We start from the raw sequence: 23024 nt of genomic DNA on the forward strand, positions 1-23024 counted from the left end.
TGTTCCAGGCCCTTGACATCTTCGGATGCCACCCAGCATAGTCCCAGTCACTAGAGCGCGCTAGTAGAGCGCGACAGTAGCTGCGACGCGGTGGAGGTGCGCGGGTGGAACCGGAGTTCGAAGTCCTGACCATGGGGCGGATCGGGGTGGACGTCTACCCCCACCAGATCGGGGTCGGACTCGAGGACGTCACGTCGTTCGGCAAGTTCCTGGGCGGCAGCGCGACCAACGTCGCCGTCGCCGCCGCCCGGTACGGCCGGCGATCCGCGGTGGTCACGAAGGTCGGCGCCGACCCGTTCGGCCGGTTCGCCCGCAAGGCACTCGCCGGTTACGCCGTGTCGGACCGGTTCGTGGGGGAGTCGGCGCACCTGCCGACGCCGGTGACGTTCTGCGAGATCTTCCCGCCGGACCACTTCCCGCTGTACTTCTACCGCGCCCCCAAGGCACCGGACCTGGACATCACGCCAGACGAGGTGGACTTCGACGCCGTTCGCGCCGCCGACGTCTTCTGGGTCACCGTCACCGGGCTGTGCCAGGAACCGAGCCGGACCGCGACCCTCGCCGCGCTGGAAGCCCGCGGCCGCCGCGGGACCACCGTGCTCGACCTGGACTACCGGCCGATGTTCTGGACCTCGCGCGAAGAAGCGCGGCAGTGGGTCGGTCGGGCGCTGGAGCTGGTCACCGTCACCGCCGGGAACCTCGACGAGTGCGAGACCGCGGTCGGCCTGCGCGACCCGCACGAGGCCGCGAAGGCGTTGCGGGACAGGGGAGTTTCGCTCGCGGTCGTGAAGCAGGGACCGCGCGGTGTCCTGGCCGTCGACGACGACGGCGACGTCGAGGTGCCGCCGGTTCCGGTCGAGGTCGTCAACGGACTCGGCGCCGGCGACGCGTTCGGGGGCGCGCTCTGCCACGGCCTGCTCTCGGGCTGGGACACCCGCCGCACCGTCGAGTTCGCCAACGCCGCCGGCGCGCACGTCGCCGGCGAGCTGTCCTGTGCCGACGCCATGCCCACCGAAGCCCAGGTGCTGGCCCGGCTCGCGGCGGTGGCCGGTGTCTGACCGCATCCGCCACCTCGTGACCACCCGGGTGGAGAACCCCGGCGCCGTCGCCGAAGCCGCCGCGAACCGCGTCAAGGCCAAGTCCGTGCTGGGCGACACCGGCCGCGCGATGATCATCGCCGCCGACCACCCGGCCCGCGGCGCGAACGCCGTCGGCGGTGATCCGACGGCGATGGCCGACCGCGGCGAACTCCTCGACCGGCTCTGCACCGCCTTGGAGCGCCCCGGGGTCACGGGTGTGCTCGGCACCGCTGACATCCTCGAAGACCTGCTGCTGCTCGGCGTGCTCGACGGCAAGAGTGTCTTCGGCTCGATGAACCGCGGCGGGCTCGCGGGCTCGGCGTTCGAGATCGACGACCGCTTCACCGGCCACGACGCCGCCACGATCGCCGGGCTCGGGTTCGACGGCGGCAAGATGCTCACCCGGATCGCCCTGGACGACCCGGCGACCGCGTCGGTGCTGCAGAACTGCGCCCGGGCCGTCGACGAGCTCGCCGACCGGCGGCTGATCGCGATGGTCGAGCCGTTCCTGTCCCGCTGGGACGACGGCCGGGTCCGCAACGACCTGTCCCCCGAGGCGGTGATCAAGTCGATCACCATCGCCTCGGGGCTGGGCCGGCGCAGCGCTTACACGTGGCTGAAGCTGCCCGTCGTCGAGGACATGCCGCGCGTGCTCGCCTCGTCGAGCCTGCCGGTGCTGCTGCTCGGCGGCGAGGTGGCCGACGCCGAAGCCGCCTTCGCCGCATGGCGCAAGGCACTTGCCCAGCCGACGGTCCAGGGCCTGGTCGTCGGCCGGTCCCTGCTCTACCCGGCCTCCGGCGACGTCGCCGGCGCGGTCGACCGGGCGGTGAGCCTGCTGTGAGCAAACACCACCTGCCCGCACTGTCCACCTGCGACGGTCCCTTCGCGACGGTCGTGACGCCGGAGTCGGCCGGCTGGGGCTACTCGGGCCTGCGCGTCCTCGAGCTGCCCTCCGGCGGCTCGGCGACGATCGAGACCGGCGACGCCGAGCACCTGGTGCTCCCGCTGTCCGGCGGCGCCCGGGTCGGCTGCGACGGCGAGACGTTCGAGCTGGCCGGCCGCGCCGGGGTGTTCGACGGTGTCACCGACTTCGCCTACCTCCCGCGGGACGCCCGCGCGACGATCACCAGCGACACCGGTGGCCGCTTCGCGCTGCCGTCCGCGCGGTGCGAGAACCGCCTGCCCGCGCGCTACGGCCCGGCCGCCGGCGTCCCCCGTGAAGCCCGCGGCGCCGGGAGCTGCGCCCGCCACGTGCACAACTACTGCCTGCCCGCCACATTCGACGCCGACCGGCTCCTGGTCTGCGAGGTCCTCACCCCGGGCGGGAACTGGTCGTCCTACCCGCCGCACAAGCACGACGAGCACAGCGACCACGAACGCGAGCTGGAGGAGATCTACTACTTCGAGGTCGACGGCGGCGGCGTGGGCTACCAGCGTGTCTACGGCACCGAAGACCGCCCGATCGACGTGCTGGCCGAAGTCCGCTCCGGTGACGTCGTGCTCGTGCCGCACGGCTGGCACGGCCCGTCGATGGCCGCGCCTGGCTACGACCTCCACTACCTCAACGTCATGGCCGGCCCCGGCGCGGACCGCGCCTGGCTGATCACCGACGACCCGGCGCACGCCTGGATCCGCGGCACCTGGGAGGCCACACGATGAGACTGACCACCGCCCAGGCCCTCGTCCGCTTCCTGGCCAACCAGTACAGCGAACGAGACGGTGTCGAGCAGCGCCTGATCCCGGGCTGCTTCGGCATCTTCGGCCACGGGAACGTCGCAGGTGTCGGCCAAGCCCTGCTGCAGGCCGCCGAGACCGGCGAGGCCGACCTGCCGTACTACCTGGCCCGCAACGAACAGGGCATGGTCCACGCCGCCGCGGCCTACGCCAAGACCCGCGACCGGCTGGCGACCTTCGCCTGCACCGCGTCCACCGGCCCCGGCTCCACCAACATGATCACCGGCGCCGCGCTGGCCACCACCAACCGCCTGCCGGTGCTCCTGCTGCCCAGTGACATGTTCGCCGGCCGCGGCCCGGATCCGGTGCTACAGCAGCTGGAGGACACCCGCGCCGGGGACGTCACGGTCAACGACGCCTTCCGCCCGGTGTCCAAGTACTTCGACCGGATCACCCGCCCTGAACAGCTGATCCCGGCCGCTCTCGCGGCGATGCGGGTCCTCACCGACCCGGCCGAGACCGGCGCCGTGACGCTCTGCCTGCCCCAGGACGTCCAGGCCGAGGCCCACGACTGGCCGGCGGAGTTCTTCCGCCGCCGCGTCTGGCACGTCGGCCGGCCCGTTCCCGAACCCGACGCCGTGGTGCGCGCCGCCGAGGCCCTGCGGACGGCCCGGAAACCGCTGATCATCGCCGGGGGAGGGGTCGTCTACTCCGGGGCCACCGAGCAGCTGCGCGCGTTCGCCGCGGCCACCGGCATCCCGGTCGCCGACACCCACGCGGGCAAGGGCACGGTGCCGGGGGACCACCCGTGCGCGGTCGGCGGCATCGGCTCGACCGGCACCGCGGCCGCCAACACCCTCGCCGCGGAAGCCGACGTCGTGCTCGGCATCGGCACCCGCTACAGCGACTTCACCACCGCGAGCCACACCGCCTTCGGCGACCCGGTGTTCGTCAACCTGAACGTCACCCGCCTCGACGCGGTCAAGCATTCGGCGATCCCGGTGCAGGCCGACGCCCGCCTCGGCATCGAAGCCCTGCGCGAAGCCCTCGACGGCTGGCAGGTCGACGACGCCCACCGCACCCGCACCCGGCTGCTGGCCGAGGACTGGCGACGCACCACCGAGGCTTGCTTCTCGGCCGGTCATGGACCGCTGCCCGCGCAGACGGAGATCCTCGGCGCGTTGCAGGACGTCCTCGACGACCGCGACGTCGTGATCAACGCGGCCGGCTCGCTGCCCGGTGACCTGCAGATGCTCTGGCGAGCCCGCGACCCCAAGTCGTATAACGTCGAATACGCCTACTCGTGCATGGGCTACGAGGTCGCGGCCGGGCTCGGGGTCAAACTCGCGGCGCCGGACCGCGAGGTCGTCGTCCTCGTCGGCGACGGGTCCTACCTGATGATGGCCCAGGAGCTCGTCACCATGGTGTCCGAGGGGCTCAAGGTGATCGTGGTGCTCGTGCAGAACCACGGGTTCGCCTCCATCGGCTCGCTGTCGGAGTCCCTGGGCTCGCAGCGGTTCGGCACGCAGTACCGCTACCGCGGCGACACCGGCCGGCTCGACGGCGGCGTGCTCCCGGTCGACCTGGCCGCCAACGCGGCCAGCCTCGGCGCCAAAGTGCTCGGCGCGTCCACAGTGGACGATTTCCGAGCTGCCATGGTCCAGGCCAAAGCTGCGCGCGAGACGACCGTGGTGCACGCCGAAACCGACCTCTACGGCCCGAACCCGCCGGGATCCGGCTGGTGGGACGTCCCGGTGAGCGAAGTGTCCGAACTGGACACCACCCGCAAGGCCCGCGACGACTACGCCGCCGCCAAGCGCGGCCAGCGGCACTACCTCTAGGAGAGATCACGTGAAGACCATCGAACACCGGATCAACGGGACCGCCACCGGCGGCGGGTCCACTCGCACCGCCCCGGTGTACGACCCCGCGACCGGGCAGGCGCAGGCCGAGCTCCTGCTGGCGGAGAAGTCCGACGTGGACACCGCCGTCGCCGCCGCGGGCAAGGCGTTCGAATCCTGGGGCGCTTCCTCGCTGTCCCAGCGCGCCCGGGTCATGTTCGCCTTCCGCGAGCTGCTGGTGAAGCACGAAACCGACCTGGCGAAGATCATCTCGACCGAGCACGGCAAGGTGCTCGACGACGCCCGCGGCGAGATCGTCCGGGGCCGTGAGGTCGTCGAGTACGCGTGCGGCATCGCCGACGCGCTCAAGGGCGGCTTCTCCGACCAGGTCTCCCGCGACGTCGACGTGCACAGCTTCCGCCAGCCGCTGGGCGTGGTCGCCGGGATCACGCCGTTCAACTTCCCGATCATGGTCCCGCTGTGGATGCACCCGATGGCCATCGCCACCGGCAACACGTTCGTCCTCAAGCCGAGCGAGCGTGTCCCCTCGGCGTCGAACCTGGTGGCCGAGCTGTACGCCGAGGCCGGGCTGCCCGACGGCGTGTTCAACGTCGTGCACGGCGACAAGGTCGCGGTCGACGCGATCCTCGGCCACCCGGACATCGCGGCGGTGTCGTTCGTCGGCTCCACCCCCATCGCCAAGTACGTCCACGAGCGCGCGACCGCGACCGGCAAACGCGTTCAGGCCCTCGGCGGGGCGAAGAACCACGCGGTCGTGCTCCCCGACGCCGACCTCGAGTACGCGGCCAACCACCTCACTGCCGCGGCGTTCGGCTCGGCCGGGCAACGGTGCATGGCGATCTCGGTCGCCGTCGCCGTCGGGGACTGCGCGGACGCGCTGGTCGCGACGCTGGCCCCCAAGGCCCGCGAGGTCAAGGTCGGACCCGGGGACGACCCGGCCAGCGAGATGGGCCCGGTCATCACCGCCGCGGCCAAGGACCGCGTCGAGAACGCGGTCGCCACCGCCGCCGCGCAAGGCGCGACCGTGGTCGTCGACGGCCGGGACCTGGCGATCGACGGGGACGGCTTCTTCACCGGGCCGTCGCTGGTCGACCACGTCCGGCGCTCGATGGACGTCTACCGCGAAGAGGTCTTCGGCCCGCTGCTCGCGGTCGTACGCGCCGACTCCCTCGACGAGGCCATCGCCCTGATCAACGCCAACCCCTACGGCAACGGCACCGCGCTGTTCACCGCGAGCGGCGAGGCCGCGCGGCGGTTCCAGCGTGAGGTGCGGGTCGGGATGATCGGCGTCAACGTGCCGATCCCGGTCCCGATGTCCTACTACTCCTTCGGCGGCTGGAAGGACTCCCTCATCGGCGACAGCCCCATCCACGGCCCCGAAGGCGTCCGCTTCTACACCCGGCCCAAGGTCGTCACGACCCGGTGGCCGCGCGTCACCCGGTCCGTCGAAGCCGCCTTCCACTTCCCGACCTCGTCCTAGAAGGGACCCAGCCCGTGACAACGACGTCCGCCCGCACCGTCGCCGGCAACCTCTGCCTCGGCTCCGCCCCCGACTCCTGGGGAATCTGGTTCCCCGAAGACGACCACCAGGTGTCTCACACCCGCTTCCTCGACGAGCTCGTCACCGCCGGCTACACCTGGCTGGAGCTCGGCCCCTACGGCTACCTGCCGACCGACCCGCGCGAGTTGGCCGACGCGCTCGCCGCCCGCGGCCTGCAAGTCTCCGGCGGCACCACCTTCGGCGCGCTACACCGCCCGCAGGACTGGGACGCGATGCTCGCCGAGACCCGCCGCGTCGCCGAGCTGACCGCCGCGGCCGGCGCGCACCACCTGGTGTTCATCCCGCCGATGTACCGCGACGAAAAGACCGGCGAGTACACCGAAAGCCCGGAGCTGACCGCTGAGCAGTGGAACTCCCTCGGCGGCCGCGCCAACGAGCTGGGCCGGATCCTGCTGGAGGACTACGACGTCCGGCTGTGCCTGCATCCGCACGCCGACAGCCACATCCAGACCCAGCCCGAGATCGAGCGCTTCCTCAACGAGACCGACTCCCGCTACGCCAACCTGTGCCTCGACACCGGGCACGTGGCCTACGGCGGAGGAGACAACCTCGACCTCATCCGCCGGTTCGGCGAGCGCGTCGAGTATGTCCACATCAAGCAGATGAACCCGGACGTCCTCCGGCAGGTCGCCGATGAGAAGCTCGGGTTCGGGGAGGCCGTCAAGCGCGGCGTCTGCGTCGAGCCGCCCGCCGGCGTGCCCGATCCGGCGGCCATCGTCGACGCACTGTCCACACTGGACGCGGAACTGTTCGTCATCGTCGAGCAGGACCTCTACCCCTGTGCCGCCGAGGTGCCGCTGCCGATCGCGGTGCGCACCCGCGAGTACCTGGCCGGGTGCGGCCTGTCCGGCCGCAAGCGGCCCGCCGCCCGCTGAACCGCCCGACGCACCAGGGATCCACGGGGAAACCACACCAATCCGCGCCGGTGGGGACCGGCGCACCACTCCTGCACAGGAGCACACCCATGGCACACAGCCCAGCAACGAAGCCGCCGGCTGTTCCGCTCGACACCAACGGCCCGCACGGGCGCCGGCTCCGGCTGGTCACGATCATCGCCACCTTCGGTGGCCTGCTCTTCGGCTACGACACCGGCGTCATCAACGGCGCCCTGCCCTACATGGCCACCGACCTCGGGCTCACCCCGTTCACCGAGGGCCTGGTCACCAGCTCGCTGCTGCTCGGCGCCGCGCTCGGCGCGGTCGTCGGCGGGCGGCTGTCCGACCGGCGCGGCCGGCGCAAGAACATCCTCATGCTGGCCGTCATCTTCCTGCTCGGCACCCTGACCTGCACCCTCGCCCCGACCACCGCGGTGATGGTGCTCGGCCGGTTCGTCCTCGGCCTCGCCGTCGGCGGCGCGTCGGTCACCGTGCCGACCTACCTCGCCGAGGTCTCGCCGACCGAACGGCGCGGCCGGCTGGTCACCCAAAACGAGCTGATGATCGTCACCGGTCAGCTGCTCGCGTTCACGTTCAACGCGATCATCGGCAACGCGTTCGGCGAATCCGGCGGCGTCTGGCGCTGGATGCTGGTCATCGCCACGATCCCGGCGGTCGTGCTGTGGTTCGGGATGCTCGCCATGCCGGAGAGCCCGCGCTGGCTGGCGTCGAAGGACCGCTTCGCCGACGCGCTGAGCGTGTTGCAGCAGGTCCGCTCGGCGCAGCGGGCGCGGGCCGAGCTGGCCGAGGTCGAGCAGCTGGCGCTGGAGGACAAGAAGTCCCAGACCGGTGGCCTGCGCGACCTGGCGACTCCGTGGATCCGGCGGCTGGTGCTCGTCGGCGTCGGGATCGCGATCATCCAGCAGATCACCGGCGTCAACTCGATCATGTACTACGGCACGCAGATCCTGAAGGACGCCGGGTTCTCCGCCGACGGCGCCCTGACGGCGAACATCGCCAACGGCGTCATCTCGGTGCTGGCCACCTTCGTCGGGATCTACCTGCTGGGCAAGGTGAACCGGCGCCCGATGCTGATCGTCGGCCAGATCGGCACGACCACCGCGTTGCTGCTGATCGGCGTGTTCTCCCTGCTGCTGCCCACCGGGACGGGCCGCGCGTTCGTCGTGCTGGCGCTGACCGTGACGTTCCTGGCGTTCCAGCAGGGCGCGATCTCGCCGGTGACCTGGCTGATGCTGTCGGAGATCTTCCCGCTCAAGCTGCGCGGGTTCGGCATGGGCATCGCCGGCCTGGTGCTCTGGCTGACCAATTTCGCGATCGGTCTCACGTTCCCGATCCTGGTCGACGCCCTGCACATCTCGAACACGTTCTTCATCTTCGTCGTTCTCGGTATCGGCGCGATCACCTTCGTGGCCAAGGCTGTCCCGGAGACCCGGGGCCGGTCGCTGGAACGCCTGGAGACCGAACTGCACACCCGGTACACCCGGGAACCCGTCACCGCAGGAAAGGCGGCCTGACCATGGCGATCCTCGCGGCCGTCACCGATTCCGAAGAGGGAGACCTCGCGCTCGCCCGCGCGGTCGAGGAGGCACAGCTTCGGAAGACCCCGCTGCTCGTGGCGAACTTGCGGCTGGGCGCGCTCGACGCACCCGCCGACGCGAAGGTCCTCGAACGCCCGCCGAACACCGACGTCGCCGACCACGTCCTGGCCCTGCTCGACGAGCACGCCGGCGAGGTCGACCTGCTGGTCATCGGCATGAAACGCCGTTCGCCGGTGGGCAAGGCCGTGCTGGGCAGCCTCGCCCAGCGCCTACTGCTCGCCGCGAACGTGCCCGTCCTGGCCGTCAAGACGGCCGGCTGAGAGAGGAGAACCCCGCCGTGACCGTACGGGTGGGAGTGATCGGGGCCGGCATGATCGGCCAGGACCACGTCCGGCGCCTGACCGAGGTCGTCACCGGCGCCGAGGTCGTCGCCGTGACCGACCTCGACGCCGCGCGGGCCGCCGAGGTCGCGGACCGCGTCGGCGCCCGGGCCGCGGCCACCGCGGCCGACCTCATCGGACAGTCCGATGTGGACGCCGTGCTGGTCACGTCGTGGGGGCCGACGCACGCCGAGCACGTGCTGGCCGCGATCGCCGCCGGCAAACCAGTGTTCTGTGAGAAGCCCCTCGCCACCGAAGCGGCCGACTGCCTGCGGATCGTCGAGGCCGAGCAAGCCGCCGGGCGGCGGCTGGTCCAGGTCGGTTTCATGCGCCGCTACGACACCGGCTACCGCGAGCTGAAGCAGATCCTGGCGGCCGGTGGGATCGGTGCGCCGCTGATGGTGCACTGCGCCCACCGCAACCCGTCCGTGCCCGATTCGTACCACTCGGCGATGGCCGCGCAGGACACTGCCGTGCACGAGATCGACGTCCTGCGCTGGCTGCTCGACGACGAGATCGTCGCCGTCCAAGTGCTGACACCGCGGCGGTCCGGCCATGCGCACGCGGAGCTGCAGGACCCGCAGATCATGTTGTTCGAAACAGCAGCCGGGATCCGGATCGACCTCGAAGTGTTCGTCAACTGCCAATGGGGCTACGACATCCAGTGCGAGACGGTGGGGGAGACCGGGCTCGTCCGTCTCCCCGAACCGGCCCGCGCGGTCGTCCGCACCGTCGGCGCGACTCGCACGGCCGTCCCACAGGACTGGCGCGAACGGTTCGTCGCCGCCTTCGACGTCGAGTTCCAGGAGTGGATCGACGCGGTCGCGGTGGGGGAACCCACCGGGCCGTCGGCCTGGGACGGCTACGCCGCCACCGTGATCACCGACGCCACCGTCGAGGCCTTGCGGTCGGGCCGGGTCGTCGGCGTTGACATGAAGGACCGCCCCGCCTTCTACGCCGGAGGAACTCGATGAAGATCGCCCTCGATCCGTACATGCTGCGGAACCTGCCGATGGCCGAGATGGTCCGCACGGTCGCCGACATCGGCTACGAGTACATCGAGCTGTCACCGCGTGCGGAGTTCATGCCGTTCTTCCTGCACCCGCGGGCCGACGACGAGAAGGTCGTCGAGCTGAAGAGGGTGCTGCGGGAGACCGGCGTCGCACTGTCGAGCGTGCTGCCGCTGTACAAGTGGTCCAGCCCGGACGAGACCGAGCGGCAGGCGGCGGTTCGGTACTGGAAGCGGATGATCGAGGTCACCGCCGAACTCGGCTGCGAGCTGATGAACTCCGAGTTCAACGGCCGCCCCGAGCGCGCGGCCGAGAGCGAGGCCGCGTTCTGGCGCTCGCTGGAGGAGCTGCTGCCGGTGTTCGAGCGGGAGGGCATCGCGCTGAACCTCGAAGCGCACCCGGACGACTTCTGCGAGGTCAACGACCCGGCTGTCGACCTCGTGCGGGCAATCAACAAGCCGTGGGTGAACTACCTCTACTGCGCCCCGCACACGTTCCACCTCTCGGGCGATGACCCGAGCGCGGACGTCAGCCGGATGCTGCGCTACGCGGGTCCGAAGCTCGCGCACCTGCACCTCGCGGATTCGTTCAACCACAAGGGATCATCCGGGCTGCGGTACATCATGAACCCGCCCGGCACACCGGCGCGGATCCACCAGCACCTCGACATCGGCCAGGGCGAGGTCGACTGGGACGCGTTCTTCGGAACCTTGCGGGAGCTCGAGTTCGACGGCGTCGCCACGGTGTGCGTCTTCGCGTGGGAGGAGCGGGCCGTCGAGTCCTCGAAGTTCATGCTCGACCGGGTCACCAAGGAGCTCGCCTGACGGCGCGGATCCGAGCCGCATGTCATCGCCTGCCGGCCAGGAGGGAGTGGTCACTGGCCGTAGGCGGTGGCGAGGGCAGCGTCGAGGTCTGTGATGAGGTCATCCGGACCTTCGAGGCCGATTGCGAGCCATGCCCGGTCGGTCGTGGGGCGCGGCCGTCGAGTGGCGGACGACCAGCCGGGCCGGGAGGGCGGTGGCGAACCGGCGTGGCCGGGGTTCGCCGTCCAGTTGCCGTTGCAGCTTGCGGAAAGCCTCGGAGCCCATCGCGTGCAGTGGTGCGGCGATGGTGGTGAGGGGTGGGACGCAGAAGTCCGCGTAGTAGGCGTCGCCGAATCCGATGACGCTGAGCGCGTCCGGGACAGGGACGCCGGCCTCGGCCAGCGCTCGGATCAGGCCGATCGCCAGAAGGTCGTCGCCGGCGAGCACGGCGGTGGACGTCCGGCGCAGCACCTCCTCGGCGGCGGCGCGCCCACCGGCCGCGGTGGGTGGGAGGGGGCCGATCCGGTCGAGCTCGATGCCCCGTTGCTCGGCCAGGCCGGGCAACATGCGCTGCCGCTGTCCGTCCACCCAGGACAGTACCGGGCCGGTCAGGTAGGTGATGGACCGGTGGCCGAGGTTCCGGAGGTGGTCCAGCGCGTGCCCGGTGGCCGCCGCGATGTCGGGCACCACACCGGCCACTCCGGGGACGATCCGGCCGACGGTCACGACCGGGCGGCGGGCGGCCAAGGCCTGGACCGTTTCGTCGGGCGGCAGGGGACCGGCCAGCACGAGCCCGTCGGCGGCGGGCAGCAGCCCGTCGGCGGTCGCCGGATCCACGGACGTCGGCTCGCCGGCGAGCAGCATCGTGCAGCCGGCGGCGGCCGCGGCCGCGCCGACGCCCCGGATGACGTCGAACGCGGCCGGATCGGTCAGGTTCGGCACGACCAGCGCGATCGTCGCCGCAGGACCGCCGAGCCGGTGCCCGGCGACGTCGTCGATCGCCGGCTGACGGGCCACGTCGCTCATGTTCTCGCCTCTCCGGCACGCCGCCGACGCCGCACCTCAAAATTAGCCACGTGGCATATTTTGTGTCGTCGAGCGTAAGATCCCGGTTGGCCCGCCCGGAAGAGCGCAGGCCGGGCGTAATCAGACCGTTATCGAGGAGGGGTGCCGTGGTCCGGCCGGCGGTACGAGGGTCGTACGCGAAGTCGACGGCTCGGCGGGCCGCGATCCTGCGGGCGGCGCGCGACAGCTTCGCCGAGCGGGGGTTTTCCGGTTCTTCGTTGCGGGACATCGCGGAGCGGGCCGGGACGACGCACGCGGTGCTGCAGCACCACTTCTCGAACAAGGACGAGCTGCTCGCGGCCGTGCTGGCCCAGCGGGACGAGGAGGAGCACGAGGCGGGGCTGGCGGAGGTGCACGGGCTGGAATCGCTGGGGCCGTACCTCACCGATCTGCTGCTGCGCCACCAGAAGGCCCCCGAACTCATGCGGCTGTGGGCGGAACTCGCCGTCGCGGCATCGCGCCCGGATCACCCCGCCCACGAGTACTTCGTCGAGCGTCAGGAGCGCCTGCGCAGGGTCCTGGGGGAGCCGATGCGCGACCTGGCGGCCCGCGGAAAACTGGCGGAGGGGCTCGACCCGGACAGCGCGACCCTGCTGTTCTTCGCCGTGCTCAACGGTCTTCAGATCCTGTGGCTGCTCGACCCGCGGCTGGACATCGCCGGGCCGTTCACCCGGTTCCTGGAGCTCGTCTTCCCGCCGGATGGCCGGCGGGAAGACTGACGCTCAGCGCACGGACTTGACCTTCAGCAGGATGATCAGCCCGCCCAGCAGGGCGAACACCCCGCCCACCAGGTAGAGCAGGGTGTAGTTCTTCAGGCTCCCGACCGCGCCGATCGTGATCACGAGCGGGGCGATGAGCGGCGCGATCGCGCTCGGCAGCTTCTGTGCGAACTGCACGACCGACATGTACCGGCCGGCCTCGGCCCGGTCGGGGAGGATCGCCATGACGATGGCCCCGTCGACCGCGCCGAACGCCGCCAGGGAGAGGTTCATGACCACCGAACCCACGACGAGCACGGGCAACGAGTACGCGTTCGCCTCGATCAGCGCGCCGCCCGCGAACAGCACCGCGCCGACGAGCACGAACAGCTTGCGTCGTTGCAGCTTGTCGGACAGCCAGCCGCCGCCGAGGGCGCCGGCCGCGGCGGCCACCACCCCGAGCAGGCCGACGATCGCGACGATCGCGCCGACTTCCGCGACGGACACCTCCAGGCGCTGGGCGTAGAAGAACGTCCCGAACGTCGTGTTCAGGTACAGGCCCATGAAGAAGGCGAACCGGCCGAACCAGTTCCAGCCGAAGTCGGGGTACTTGCGGGGGTTGAAGGCGTAGCTGGCGAAGACCTTCTTGAGCGAGATCCGGTCGGCCGGCAGGGCGAGGAGGCGGGAGTCCGGGTCTTTGCCGAGGAACACGAACAGCAGCGTGAGCGTCACGCCGACGGCTCCGGGCACGAAGAAGACCAGGAAGGTGCTGGTCTTGATGAAGGCGGAGACGATCCCGATGCCGAGGACCGGTGCGACCTGGGCGGACAACCCGGTGAGCCCCGAGATCCGGCCGCGCTGTTCCTCGGGCACGAGGTCCGCCTGCAGGAACACGATCGCCGAGCCGGTGTTCGACCAGCCGAACATCGCCACGACCCAGCCGACCATGAGCACCGGAACGTTCGGCGCCAGCGCGATGACGACGAGCCCGGCCATGCCGAGCGCGATGCCGCCGACCATGAAGGGACGGCGGCGGCCGAGCCGGGACCGGGTACGGTCGCTCCAGATGCCGACGAGCGGTGCGGTCACGATGAACACGGCCTGGGCGATCCCGGTGGCGTAGCCCAGCACCTCTTCGTGCCCGGGCACGAGCTGCTGGATGCGCAGCGCGAGCGAAAAGGACAGCGGCACGATGTAGGCCATCGAGACGCCGAAGTTGGCGAGCGCCATCCAGAGGATGAATCCCGTGCTCACCCGCTCGGCCGGCCCGGCGGCCGGAACCGGCCGGATCGGGCCGGCCGGTGTTTCCTCGGTGGCCAGGTCGTCGTTGAGGCTCATCGTGCTCGACTCCTTTGTGAGCGACGGAGGGAACGGGAAGGTCAGTCGGAGTCGCCGGGTTTGCGGCCGGCCAGGCCGCGCCACCGCTCGCGGAGGGCGAAGGCGGCGCCCTTCGGTTTGCGGTCGCGGGTGAAGACGCCCTTCTTGTTGCCGTCGACGCGGTGGATGCCGGCCGAGGTCTGGAAGTCGGCGAAGTTCCACACGTGCTCGCCGACGAACTCGGGGACGCGGTCGAAGACGCGGTGGTTCATGGCGAGGTAGTCGCGCTGGTACTCCTCGCTCCACGGGGTGTCCCAGACCGAGTGCACGCCGGGCATCGTGTCGGCGCCGTACTCGGACATCATGATCGGCTTGCCGAACCGGCCGGCCCAGGCACGCAGATCGCCTTCCAGGTACTGCTCGGCGGTGGCGAGATCGCCGGTGGCGAGGTACCAGCCGTAGTAGCGGTTGATGGAAAGGACGTCGAAGAGGTCGGCGATCTTGTCGTTCTCCGCGGTGGCGAACATGACCGCGGAATAGGTGACCGGCCGGGTGGGATCGAGCTTGCGGGTCAGTTCGACGAGCGGCTCGAAGTACTCGCGTGCACCGTCCTCATTGGACGCCGGTTCGTTCGCGATCGACCACATGACCACGCTGGGGTGGTTCTTGTCGCGGGCGATGAGCTCGCGCAGGTGCTGCTCGTGCGCGTGACGGGTGGCGCCGCCGAAGTTCTCCGGCGCGAAGGTGGGGGTCGGCGGGGTGCCGGTGAGCCCGCCCAGGACGCCGAGGTTGAGCCCGACTGCGGCGGTTTCGTCGATGACGACGATGCCGTGCCGGTCGGCGAATTCCAGGACTTCTTCGGCGTAGGGGTAGTGCGAGGTGCGGAAGGAGTTCGCGCCGATCCAGTCCAGGAGCTGGAAGTCGTGCACGAGGTAGGCGTCGTCGTGGCCCTTGCCGCGCACCGGGGTGTCTTCGTGTTTTCCGAACCCGGTGAAGTAGAAGGGTTCTCCGTTGATGAGGAACTCGGTCCCGCGCACCTCGACCGTGCGGACGCCGAACGGTTGCGTGTAGGTGTCCACCACGGTGTCGCCGTCGACGATCTCCGCCACGAGGTCGTACAGGTACGCCGCGCCGGGGCGCCACAACGTGACGTCCTCGATGCGGAGCCGCCCGCTCGCGGCGGTCGCCTCGGCGACCGGGTGCCCGGCCTCGTCGAGGAGCCGGACCCGCACGTCGGCGGGCGAACTCGTCGAGACCGCGTAGTCGACGACGCCGTCGATCTCCGTCGTGATCGTGATGTCGTCGACGTGCGTCTTCGGCGTGCTGTGCAGCCGCACCGAACGCGCGAGCCCGGCGTAGTTGAAGAAGTCGTGCAGGTAGCTCTGCGACTGACGTCCGTCGGGACCGGTGGTCACGGTGCCCGGCGGGATCGTCAGGTTGGTGAGGCGGTTGTCGACGCCGACGGTGAGCCGGAATTCCCCGCCCGGCTCGACGATGCCGGTGAGGTCGGCTTCGAACGGGGTGTACCCGCCGGTGTGCTCGGCGACGAGGGTGTCGTCCGCGTAGACGGCGGCGGCGTGGGTCGCGGCGTCGAAGCGCAGGACGACGCGCCGGCCCGTCCAGCCGCGCGGCACCCGGACCGTGCGCTGGTACCAGGCGATCCCCACGTGGTTGCGGATGGCCGGGTCGGTGAACAGGTCGTTGTAACTCGCCGGGACGGCGGCTTCGAGCCGCGTCGCCAGCCGGCCCGCCCAGGGTGTCGCACCGGCGGTGGTGTCGAGGGCGAAGCGCCAGAGGCCGTCGAGGCTGACGAGTTCGCGGGTCGCGGTGGCCTGAGGTTTGAGCATGGCGGAAAGTAGAACAGGGTTTGTGCTGGATGGCAATCGGTTGCCATACTGCTTTTCATGGTCAGCTCAGTGCCTCATTCCTTGTCGATCGACTTCGGTGGCGACCGGTTCCCGGTGTCCGGGCCGCGGCCGCGGCTGTCGTGGAAGCCGCCCGCGGAGGTGCCGCCGGGCGCCGCCTACGACGTGGAGATCCTGATCGGCGACGGCGGGCGGGAAACGGCCCGCACCCGGGAACACCGGTGGGTCGCGTGGCCGGTCCGTCCGCTGCGCAGCGGTGAACAGGTGCGCTGGCGGGTCCGGACGGGCGCGTCGCCGTGGAGCGAGTGGCACGCCTTCGAGGCCGGGCTGTTCGACGAGGACTGGACCGCGTGGTGGATTTCCCCGGTCGAAGCCGGGGAGACCGAGCCCGGAGCCCGGCCCGCACAGATCCTGCGTGGCTCGTTCACCGTGCCCGCGGGGGTGACCCGCGCCCGCCTCTACACGACGGCGCTGGGCGTCTACGAGGCGTTCGTCAACGGCGAGCGCGCCGGAACCGCCGAGCTCACGCCTGGCTCGACCTCCTACGACCGCACGCTCTACGCGCAGGCGTCGGACGTCACCGCCGCCGTGCGGCCCGGGGCCAACACGATCGAGATCGTCCTGTCGGACGGCTGGTTCCGCGGTCAGGTCGGTGCCTTCCGCGAACCCGCGGACTGGGGATCGCGCCTCGGCGCCCGCCTCGAGCTCCACCTGGCTTTCGCCGACGGCTCGACCCGCGTCGTCGGTACCGGCGAGCACTGGACCGGCGGCCCCGGCCGGATCACCCGCGCCGACCTGATGGCCGGGCAGACCACCGACTTCCTCGCCCCGCGCGGCCCGGAACGCTCGGTGCTCCTCGACGCGGTCACCGCCCCGCCGATCGACTGGTCGCCCGCCCCGCCGGTGCGCCGCGTCGAACGCCGGCCGGCCGTGTCGGTCACGCAGTTGCCCACCGGCGCCTGGATCGCCGACTTCGGCCAGAACGCCTCGGGCTGGGTCACCCTCACCGACCTCGGCCCGGCGGGCACCCGGACCGTGCTCGACTACGGTGAGCACCTCGACCCGGCGGGCGATCTCACGACGTCGCACCTGGACGCGACCCGCCCGGGCGAGCCGCCAGTCCCGTTCGTGCAGCGGGACGAGGTGGTCTCGTCGGGTGCGGCAGGAGAAGTCTTCGAGCCGCGGCATACCGTGCACGGGTTCCAGTACGCCCGGCTCGATCGCGGCGGCGTGCCGCTCGACCCGGCGGGCATCGTCATGCAGGTCGTGCACACGGACCTGCGGCCCACCGGGACTTTCGCCTGCGGCGACGACGACCTCAACCGGCTGCACGAGGCGGCCCGCTGGAGCTTCCGCGGCAACGCCGTCGACGTGCCGACCGACTGCCCGCACCGGGAGCGGCTGGGCTGGACGGGCGACTACCAGGTCTTCGCCCCGACCGCGGTGCGGCTCTACGACGTCGCCGGGTTCACGCGCAAGTGGCTGCGCTCGGTCCGGGACGACCAGCTGCCCGACGGCTGCGTCGCGAACTTCTCCCCGGACGGGCGCCGCATCAAGGAGCACCCCGACGTCCTTCTCGCGATGATGACGGGCTCGGCCGGCTGGGGCGACGCCATCGTGCTCGTGCCGTGGCTGCTGTACGAGACCTACGGCGACCGCGAGGCGTTGGCCGAGAACTGGGACGCCATGGTCCGCTGGGTCGACTGGGCACGGGAAACGGCGCGGACGTCGCGGCACCCGTCGCGGGTGGAGCGATCGGCCGAGCCGTTGCCCCACGAGGAGTTCCTGTGGGACGGCTCGTTCCACTGGGGCGAATGGATCGAACCGAAGGCGCGCGCCGAGGATGGGTCGCTCATCGACCCGGTGCAGGCCGATCCGGCTGCCTGGTTCACCGCCGACAAGGGGGAGGTGGGGACGGCCTACCTGGCCCGGTCGACGGCGACGCTGGCCGCGACCGCGCAGGTCCTCGGCCGGGCGGACGACGCGGCTCGCTACGCGGAGCTGGCGGACCGGGTGAAGGACGCGTGGCGCACCGAATTCCTCGACGACAGGGGGCGCGCCGCCGCCGACACGCAGGCGAGCTACGTCCGGGCGCTCCACTTCGGACTCGTGCCCGAGAACCTGCGCACGGCGGCCGCGGCGCGGCTGGTCGAACTGGTCCGGGAGGCGGGCACGCACCTGGGCACCGGGCTCCTGTCGACGGCCGACCTGCTGCCCGTGCTCGCCGACCACGGCCACGCCGACGTCGCCTACGAGGTGCTGTTCCAGCGCACCTACCCGTCGTGGCTGGGCATGCTCGACCGCGGCGCGACGACGATCTGGGAGGACTGGGACGGCGTCGACGCCGACGGCACCGCGCACGCGTCGCTCAACCACTACAGCAAGGGCGCGGTCGTCCGGTTCCTGCACACCCACACCCTCGGCCTGCGGCAGGCCGAGGGCTCGGTGGCGTGGGAGTCGTTCGTCGTCGCGCCGGTTCTCCACGCCTCGATCACGTGGGCGCGCGGCACGTTCGACGGTCCGCAGGGGCTCATCACGGTCGAGTGGCACGTCGAGAGCGAGGAGCTGCTGATCATCCTCGACGTGCCGCCCGCGTCCACGGCGACCGTCGTCTTCCCCGGCGGCGAGGAGGTCACCGCCGGGGAAGGCCGGTTCGCGGACCGGCGGAAGCTGTGACGCCGTCCCTCAGACGGCCGACCAGCCGTCGTCGACCGGCAGCACCACGCCGTTGATGTCGCCGGCGGCGGGGGAGGCGAGGAAGGCGATCGCCGCCGCTTGCTCCTCCGCCGTCGCCATCCGGCCCATCGTCGCGCTGATGAGCCCGCCGACGACCGTGGGACCGTGGGCATCGGACCGGGCGTCGACCTGGATGCCGGTCAGCGTGGGACCGGGCGCGATCGCGTTGGCGCGGATGCCCTTCCCGCGGTACATGACCGCGAGGTTCTTCACCAGGCCGACCACCGCGTGCTTGGACGCGGTGTAGGCGGCCCCGGCCGCGCCGCCGCGCAGCCCGGCTTCGGACGCGGTGAAGACGATCGCGCCGCGCCCGGCCGCCAGCATGTGCGGCAGCACCGCGCGCGTCAGGCGGAACGGGGCCGTCAGGTTGACGCCGATGACGCGTTCCCACTCCGCGTCGTCGGTCTCGCCGAGCGCGGACATCCGGTCCATCACCCCGGCGTTGTTCACCAGCACGTCGATGCCGCCGAAGGTGTCGACGGCGGCCTCGGCGACGCGGTCGATCGTCTGCTGGTCGCTCAGGTCGCCGACGACCGCCAGCGCGGTGCCGCCTGCCGCCTCGATCGCCGCGACGACCTCCTTGGCCGATTCGGCGTTCAGGTCGGCGACGAGGACGTTCGCGCCCTCCGCGGCGAACTTCACGGCGGCCGCGCGCCCGATGCCCGAACCGGCTCCGGTGACGATGACCGTGGATTTCTCGAAAGCTTTGCCGTTCACGTGGTCCTCTCTCAGGCCGTGTCGCCGCCGTCGGCGAGCAGGGTGCTGCCGGTCATGAACGCGGACAGGTCGCTCGCGCAGAAGAGCACCACGCGGGCGATGTCGTCGGGGACGCCGACCCGGCCGATGACGCTGTTCTGCATCAGGGACCGGGCGGCCTCCAGCGTGACCCCGGCCTCGACCGCGGCCTGGATGTTGCCTTCCGTCGGCACGTACGTCGGTGCGACGCCGAGCACGCGGATGCCCCGGGGTGCGAACTCCAGCGCCAGCTGCCGGGTCATGCCCCGGACGGCGTGCTTCGAGCCGACGTACGCCGCGAGACCCGGCGCGGTTCCCCGGAAACCGGCCGTCGAGACGACGTTGACGATCACGCCGCCCCGCATCCGGGACGCCGCTTCGCGCGAGCCGACGAACACGCCGCGGGCGTTCACCGCGAACACCCGGTCCCACGTCTCGTCGGTCAGCTCCGGCACGAGGGCGGCCGGGAAGATCCCGGCGTTGTTGACCCAGATGTCGATTCCGCCGAGGTCGCCCACGGCGCGCTCCGCCGCCGCCGTCACGCTGTCGGTGTCGGTGACGTCCATCCGTGTGCCCACGGTGGTCACCGGGTAGCGGTCACCCAGCTCGGCCGCCGCCGCGACGGCGAGATCTTCGTCGAGGTCGCCGATCAGCACGCTCGCGCCGGCTTCGGCCAGGCGCAGCGCGATCGCCTTGCCGAGTCCCCGCCCGCCGCCGGTCACGACGGCGCGCCGCCCGGCGAGCGAGATCAGTTCGGCCAGCGACCGGGACGAAACATCGGGGATGGTCACCGGGTACCGCCGCGGGCGATCTCGCCGAGCCACGCGAGGCTCGGCTTGGGCCGGCGTTCGAACGTCTCGCGGTCGACGGCGACCAGGCCGAAGGTCGGCTCCCAGTGGCCCCACTCGTAGTTGTCAAGGAGGGTCCAGTGCAGGTAGCCGCGCACGTCGGCGCCGTCGGTGATGGCTTCGCCGAGGTGGCGCAGTGCCTCGCCGGTGTAGGCGATCCGGCGGGTGTCGTCGTGGGTGGCGATGCCGTTCTCGGTGACGAGGACCGGCAGCCCGGTGACCTCGGCGGTGTGCCGGACCGCGATGGCGAGCGCGTCGGGGCGGTAGGCGGTGCCGACGAGGGTGTTGTCCGGGTGCGGCGGGTGCGGCTCGACGCCGTCCTCGTTCACCCACTGGCTCGAGTACGACTGCACGCCGACGAAGTCGTCGCCGTTCGCCGCCTCGAGGTAGAGGTCCTCCCAGATGTATTCCAGCTCCCGCTTCTTCGCCTCGGCGCCGGGCCGGGCGACGAAGGCGCGGTTGGCCACCGACCAGCCCACCTTCGCGCCGGTCCGCTCGCGCACCAGGTCGCGCACGGCGTGGTGCGCTTCGGCGAGCCGCTTGCCGATTTCGACGTCGGGGGCGGGCAACGGCGGCCGTGGCCCGTCGACCGTCGGGCTCTGCCACTCCTTCGCCGCCTCCGGATCGGCCGCGAGCCGGGCCATCCCGGTCATGATCGCGAGCATGTTCGGCTCGTTCATGGTGACGACCCAGCCGACGCCGTCGAGGATGCCGGTGACCGCCTCGGCGTAGTGGCGGAACCGCTCGACCGCCGTGTCGCCCAGCCAGCCGCCCTCCTCGGCGAACCACCGCGGGTTGGTGAAGTGGTGCAGCGTGACGACGGGGGTGAGGCCGAGTTCCACGGCGGTGTCGATCATGCGCCGGTAGTGCGCCAGCTCGGCGCGGGAGATCAGGCCGGGAACCGGCTCGACGCGGGCCCATTCGACGCCGAAGCGATAGGCGTTCAGCCCGGCGTCGGCGAGCAGCTCCATGTCCTCGCGATAGCGGTGGTAGCTGTCGCACGCGTCACCGCTGCGCTCCATGCCGGGCATGCGTCCCTCCGCCGCCCAGAAGTCGCTGTTGACGTTGTTGCCTTCGATCTGGTGCGGCGCCGTGGAAGCGCCCCAGAGGAAGCCGTCGGGGAAGGTCGTCATCGGGCCATTCCACCGACGCCGCCCTCTTTTGTCAACCGGTTGCCAATTCGGCGACACCACGCGACTCACGGTCCGGATCGTGCCCGTGTTCCGCCAGGGGTGTGGGAGCATTGAATCCCCTGAAAGCGGGCGTGAGGAGGCGTGTGGACGAGCAGTCGGCGACCGGTGAGCCGGAGAGCTGCAACCGGAAGCCAGCCGTGACGATCTACGACATCGCGCAGGTCGCCGGGGTGAGTCCGTCGACGGTGTCCCGTGCCCTGAACAAGCCTGGTCGGATCAACGCGAAGACCGAGCAGCGCGTCCGGGAGGCGGCGCGGAGCCTGGGGTACCGGCTGAACCCGATGGCGCGGGCGTTGCCGACGGGCCGGACCGGCACGCTCGGTCTGCTGGTGTCCGACCTCACCAACCCGTTGTACTTCGACCTGGTGGGCAGTGCCGAACGGGCCGCCTCTGCCGCCGGGCACACCCTGGTGCTGGCCGAATCGCGGGAGTCGGCCGAGGCCGAGCGCGCCACGGCCGAGCGCCTGCAGCCCGCCGTCGACGGCTTGCTGCTGGTCGCCACCCGGCTGGACGACGCCGAGATCGCCGGCTTGGCCGCGGCGAAACCGCTCGTCCTGGTGAACCGGCGCGTGCCGGGCGTGCCTTCGGTGGCACCCGACGTCTCGCCCGGAATCGCGCAGACCCTCGACCACCTGCAGGCGGCGGGCCACCGGGCGGTCGGGTACCTTTCCGGCCCGGCCGGGTCGTGGCCGAACCGCGAACGCTGGGAAGTCCTGTTCGAGCAGGCCCTCGCGCGTGGTCTGTCCATTGTGGAGATCCCGGCCGGGGTGCCCACGATGGACGGCGGAGCCGACGGGTTGCGCCGGGTGCTGGCGTCCGGGATCACCGCGGTCGTGACGTTCAACGACCTGATGGCGCTGGGCCTGCTGCGCGCCTGCCGGGCCGGCGGCATCGACGTCCCGGGACGGCTCAGCGTGGTGGGCTTCGACGACATCTTCGGCGCCGAGCTCACCACGCCCGCGCTGACGACGGTCCGGAGCCCGCTCGCGGCCATCGGCGAGGCGGCGACGGCCCGGCTCCTCGCGGAGATCCGGGGCGAGGACGGCGGTCCGCCGGTGGTGGCTCTTCCGGCGGAACTCGTCGTGCGGGAGTCGGTCGGGCCGCCGGACGGGTCAGGCCGGGCCTGAGACGGTTTCGTCGCGCTCGGCGGCGAGCGCGCGGACCGCGTCGGCGATCGCGGCTTGGAGGCGTTCCGGCGGGTAGCCGTCGCCGAGGACCATGCGGCGCAGCTGGGGGACGGCGAAGGCCCAGCCCGCGACGGCGAGGGTGAAGAACACGGTGGCCCGCGGGTCTTCGACGTGCCCGGCCTCGCGTGCGGCGTCCACTTTGTCCTGGTAGTGCCGGGTGCGGGCGGCTTCGGCGGGCACCTGGGTGTCGCCCAGCTCGAGCGCTTCCCACAGCAGCAGGCGCATCGTTTCGGGATGCGCGGTGTGGTACTCGGCCAGCCGCCGGGCGTACCCCGGCAGGTCGTCGCCGGTGATGGGCACGGCCTCGGTGATGTGGCTGAGCTGTCGTTCCAGCACCGCGGCGAACAGGGCTTTCTTGTCGCCGAAGTAGTCGTAGAGCGCCCGTTTGTTGGCCTGGGCGTCGCGGGCGATGCGGTCGACGCGTGCGCCCGCGACGCCGTGGGCGGCGAACTCGGTGGTCGCCGCCTCCAGGATGCGTCGCCGGGTCGCCGCCGCGTCGTAGGCCATGGGTTCCAGGCTAACGAATGCCCGGTTTGACGACCCGGGGGAGCACCGCCTACCGTTCGAACCAACTGGT

At 71.4% G+C, this 23024-nt stretch carries 20 protein-coding genes; 13 read left to right on the plus strand and 7 right to left on the minus strand.

The genetic code is table 11. The features are described from left to right. Positions 1-104 precede the first annotated feature (104 nt). The 10 genes from iolC to AB0F15_RS16380 all read left to right on the plus strand — a co-directional run bounded on the left by iolC (position 105) and on the right by AB0F15_RS16380 (position 10824). Positions 105-1058, plus strand: coding sequence for a 5-dehydro-2-deoxygluconokinase (iolC, locus tag AB0F15_RS16335; protein ID WP_360270631.1), 954 nt, complete (start codon positions 105-107; stop codon positions 1056-1058). After that, positions 1051-1920 carry an aldolase gene (locus AB0F15_RS16340; protein ID WP_360270633.1) on the plus strand — a complete coding sequence of 290 codons (870 nt, stop codon included), beginning with the start codon at positions 1051-1053 and terminating at the stop codon, positions 1918-1920. The genes iolC and AB0F15_RS16340 overlap by 8 nt, the downstream gene beginning before the upstream one ends. Continuing rightward, complete coding sequence (iolB, locus tag AB0F15_RS16345) at positions 1917-2738, plus strand: 5-deoxy-glucuronate isomerase (RefSeq protein WP_360270635.1); 822 nt, start codon at positions 1917-1919, stop codon at positions 2736-2738. The genes AB0F15_RS16340 and iolB overlap by 4 nt, the downstream gene beginning before the upstream one ends. Continuing rightward, a complete protein-coding gene (gene iolD / locus AB0F15_RS16350) occupies positions 2735-4594 on the plus strand; it encodes a 3D-(3,5/4)-trihydroxycyclohexane-1,2-dione acylhydrolase (decyclizing) (RefSeq protein WP_360270636.1) in 1860 nt (619 codons plus the stop codon). Before iolB ends, iolD begins: the two co-directional genes overlap by 4 nt. Before the next feature lie 10 nt (positions 4595-4604). Beyond that, positions 4605-6095 (plus strand): CoA-acylating methylmalonate-semialdehyde dehydrogenase, encoded by a 1491-nt coding sequence (locus AB0F15_RS16355; protein ID WP_360270638.1) that lies wholly within the window; start codon positions 4605-4607, stop codon positions 6093-6095. A gap of 14 nt (positions 6096-6109) precedes the next feature. Then, on the plus strand, positions 6110-7051 hold the full coding sequence (locus AB0F15_RS16360; RefSeq protein ID WP_360270640.1) for a TIM barrel protein: 942 nt from the start codon (positions 6110-6112) through the stop codon (positions 7049-7051). Between the two features lie 89 nt (positions 7052-7140). Beyond that, positions 7141-8586 (plus strand): sugar porter family MFS transporter, encoded by a 1446-nt coding sequence (locus tag AB0F15_RS16365; protein WP_360270642.1) that lies wholly within the window; start codon positions 7141-7143, stop codon positions 8584-8586. 2 nt (positions 8587-8588) lie between these two features. Then, positions 8589-8930 (plus strand): universal stress protein, encoded by a 342-nt coding sequence (locus AB0F15_RS16370; protein WP_360270644.1) that lies wholly within the window; start codon positions 8589-8591, stop codon positions 8928-8930. Positions 8931-8947: 17 nt separating this feature from the next. Then, the gene (locus AB0F15_RS16375) at positions 8948-9964 is read left to right on the plus strand and encodes a Gfo/Idh/MocA family oxidoreductase (RefSeq protein WP_360270646.1); all 1017 of its coding nucleotides are present in this window, start codon (positions 8948-8950) and stop codon (positions 9962-9964) included. Beyond that, positions 9961-10824: a sugar phosphate isomerase/epimerase gene (locus AB0F15_RS16380; protein ID WP_360270648.1), complete on the plus strand. Its 864-nt coding sequence runs from the start codon at positions 9961-9963 to the stop codon at positions 10822-10824. Before AB0F15_RS16375 ends, AB0F15_RS16380 begins: the two co-directional genes overlap by 4 nt. Before the next feature lie 99 nt (positions 10825-10923). On the opposite strand, the gene AB0F15_RS16385 is transcribed toward AB0F15_RS16380, so the two are convergent. Next, complete coding sequence (locus AB0F15_RS16385; protein WP_360270650.1) at positions 10924-11829, minus strand: LacI family DNA-binding transcriptional regulator; 906 nt, start codon at positions 11827-11829, stop codon at positions 10924-10926. Between the two features lie 146 nt (positions 11830-11975). Between AB0F15_RS16385 and AB0F15_RS16390 the strand changes: the two genes are divergently transcribed. Next, positions 11976-12587 (plus strand): helix-turn-helix domain-containing protein, encoded by a 612-nt coding sequence (locus tag AB0F15_RS16390; RefSeq protein ID WP_360270652.1) that lies wholly within the window; start codon positions 11976-11978, stop codon positions 12585-12587. A gap of 3 nt (positions 12588-12590) precedes the next feature. Here the strand turns inward: AB0F15_RS16390 and AB0F15_RS16395 are convergent, their stop codons facing one another. Both AB0F15_RS16395 and uidA read right to left on the minus strand, forming a co-directional pair. Further along, positions 12591-13904, minus strand: a complete 1314-nt coding sequence (locus AB0F15_RS16395; RefSeq protein ID WP_360270654.1) for an MFS transporter — start codon at positions 13902-13904, stop codon at positions 12591-12593. Positions 13905-13945: 41 nt separating this feature from the next. Beyond that, positions 13946-15730, minus strand: coding sequence for a beta-glucuronidase (gene uidA / locus AB0F15_RS16400; protein WP_360270656.1), 1785 nt, complete (start codon positions 15728-15730; stop codon positions 13946-13948). A 57-nt stretch (positions 15731-15787) separates the two neighbouring features. Here uidA and AB0F15_RS16405 point away from each other — a divergent pair, with 57 nt between their 5' ends. Further along, entirely contained in the window at positions 15788-18424 is a 2637-nt protein-coding gene (locus AB0F15_RS16405; protein ID WP_360270658.1) for a family 78 glycoside hydrolase catalytic domain, read from the plus strand. A gap of 9 nt (positions 18425-18433) precedes the next feature. On the opposite strand, the gene AB0F15_RS16410 is transcribed toward AB0F15_RS16405, so the two are convergent. The 3 genes from AB0F15_RS16410 to AB0F15_RS16420 are packed head-to-tail and all read right to left on the minus strand — an operon-like array spanning position 18434 to position 21200. Next, positions 18434-19201: an SDR family NAD(P)-dependent oxidoreductase gene (locus AB0F15_RS16410; RefSeq protein ID WP_360270660.1), complete on the minus strand. Its 768-nt coding sequence runs from the start codon at positions 19199-19201 to the stop codon at positions 18434-18436. Positions 19202-19212: 11 nt separating this feature from the next. After that, positions 19213-20010: an SDR family oxidoreductase gene (locus AB0F15_RS16415; protein ID WP_360270662.1), complete on the minus strand. Its 798-nt coding sequence runs from the start codon at positions 20008-20010 to the stop codon at positions 19213-19215. Further along, positions 20007-21200 carry a family 1 glycosylhydrolase gene (locus tag AB0F15_RS16420; RefSeq protein WP_360270664.1) on the minus strand — a complete coding sequence of 398 codons (1194 nt, stop codon included), beginning with the start codon at positions 21198-21200 and terminating at the stop codon, positions 20007-20009. The genes AB0F15_RS16415 and AB0F15_RS16420 overlap by 4 nt, the downstream gene beginning before the upstream one ends. 143 nt (positions 21201-21343) lie before the next feature. Between AB0F15_RS16420 and AB0F15_RS16425 the strand changes: the two genes are divergently transcribed. Continuing rightward, positions 21344-22387, plus strand: coding sequence for a LacI family DNA-binding transcriptional regulator (locus tag AB0F15_RS16425; RefSeq protein ID WP_360270666.1), 1044 nt, complete (start codon positions 21344-21346; stop codon positions 22385-22387). Here the strand turns inward: AB0F15_RS16425 and AB0F15_RS16430 are convergent. Continuing rightward, entirely contained in the window at positions 22373-22954 is a 582-nt protein-coding gene (locus tag AB0F15_RS16430) for a TetR family transcriptional regulator (protein ID WP_360270668.1), read from the minus strand. The genes AB0F15_RS16425 and AB0F15_RS16430 overlap by 15 nt on opposite strands. Positions 22955-23024 lie beyond the last annotated feature (70 nt).

Source organism: Amycolatopsis sp. NPDC026612 (genome assembly GCF_040638285.1).
Lineage (GTDB): Bacteria > Actinomycetota > Actinomycetes > Mycobacteriales > Pseudonocardiaceae > Amycolatopsis.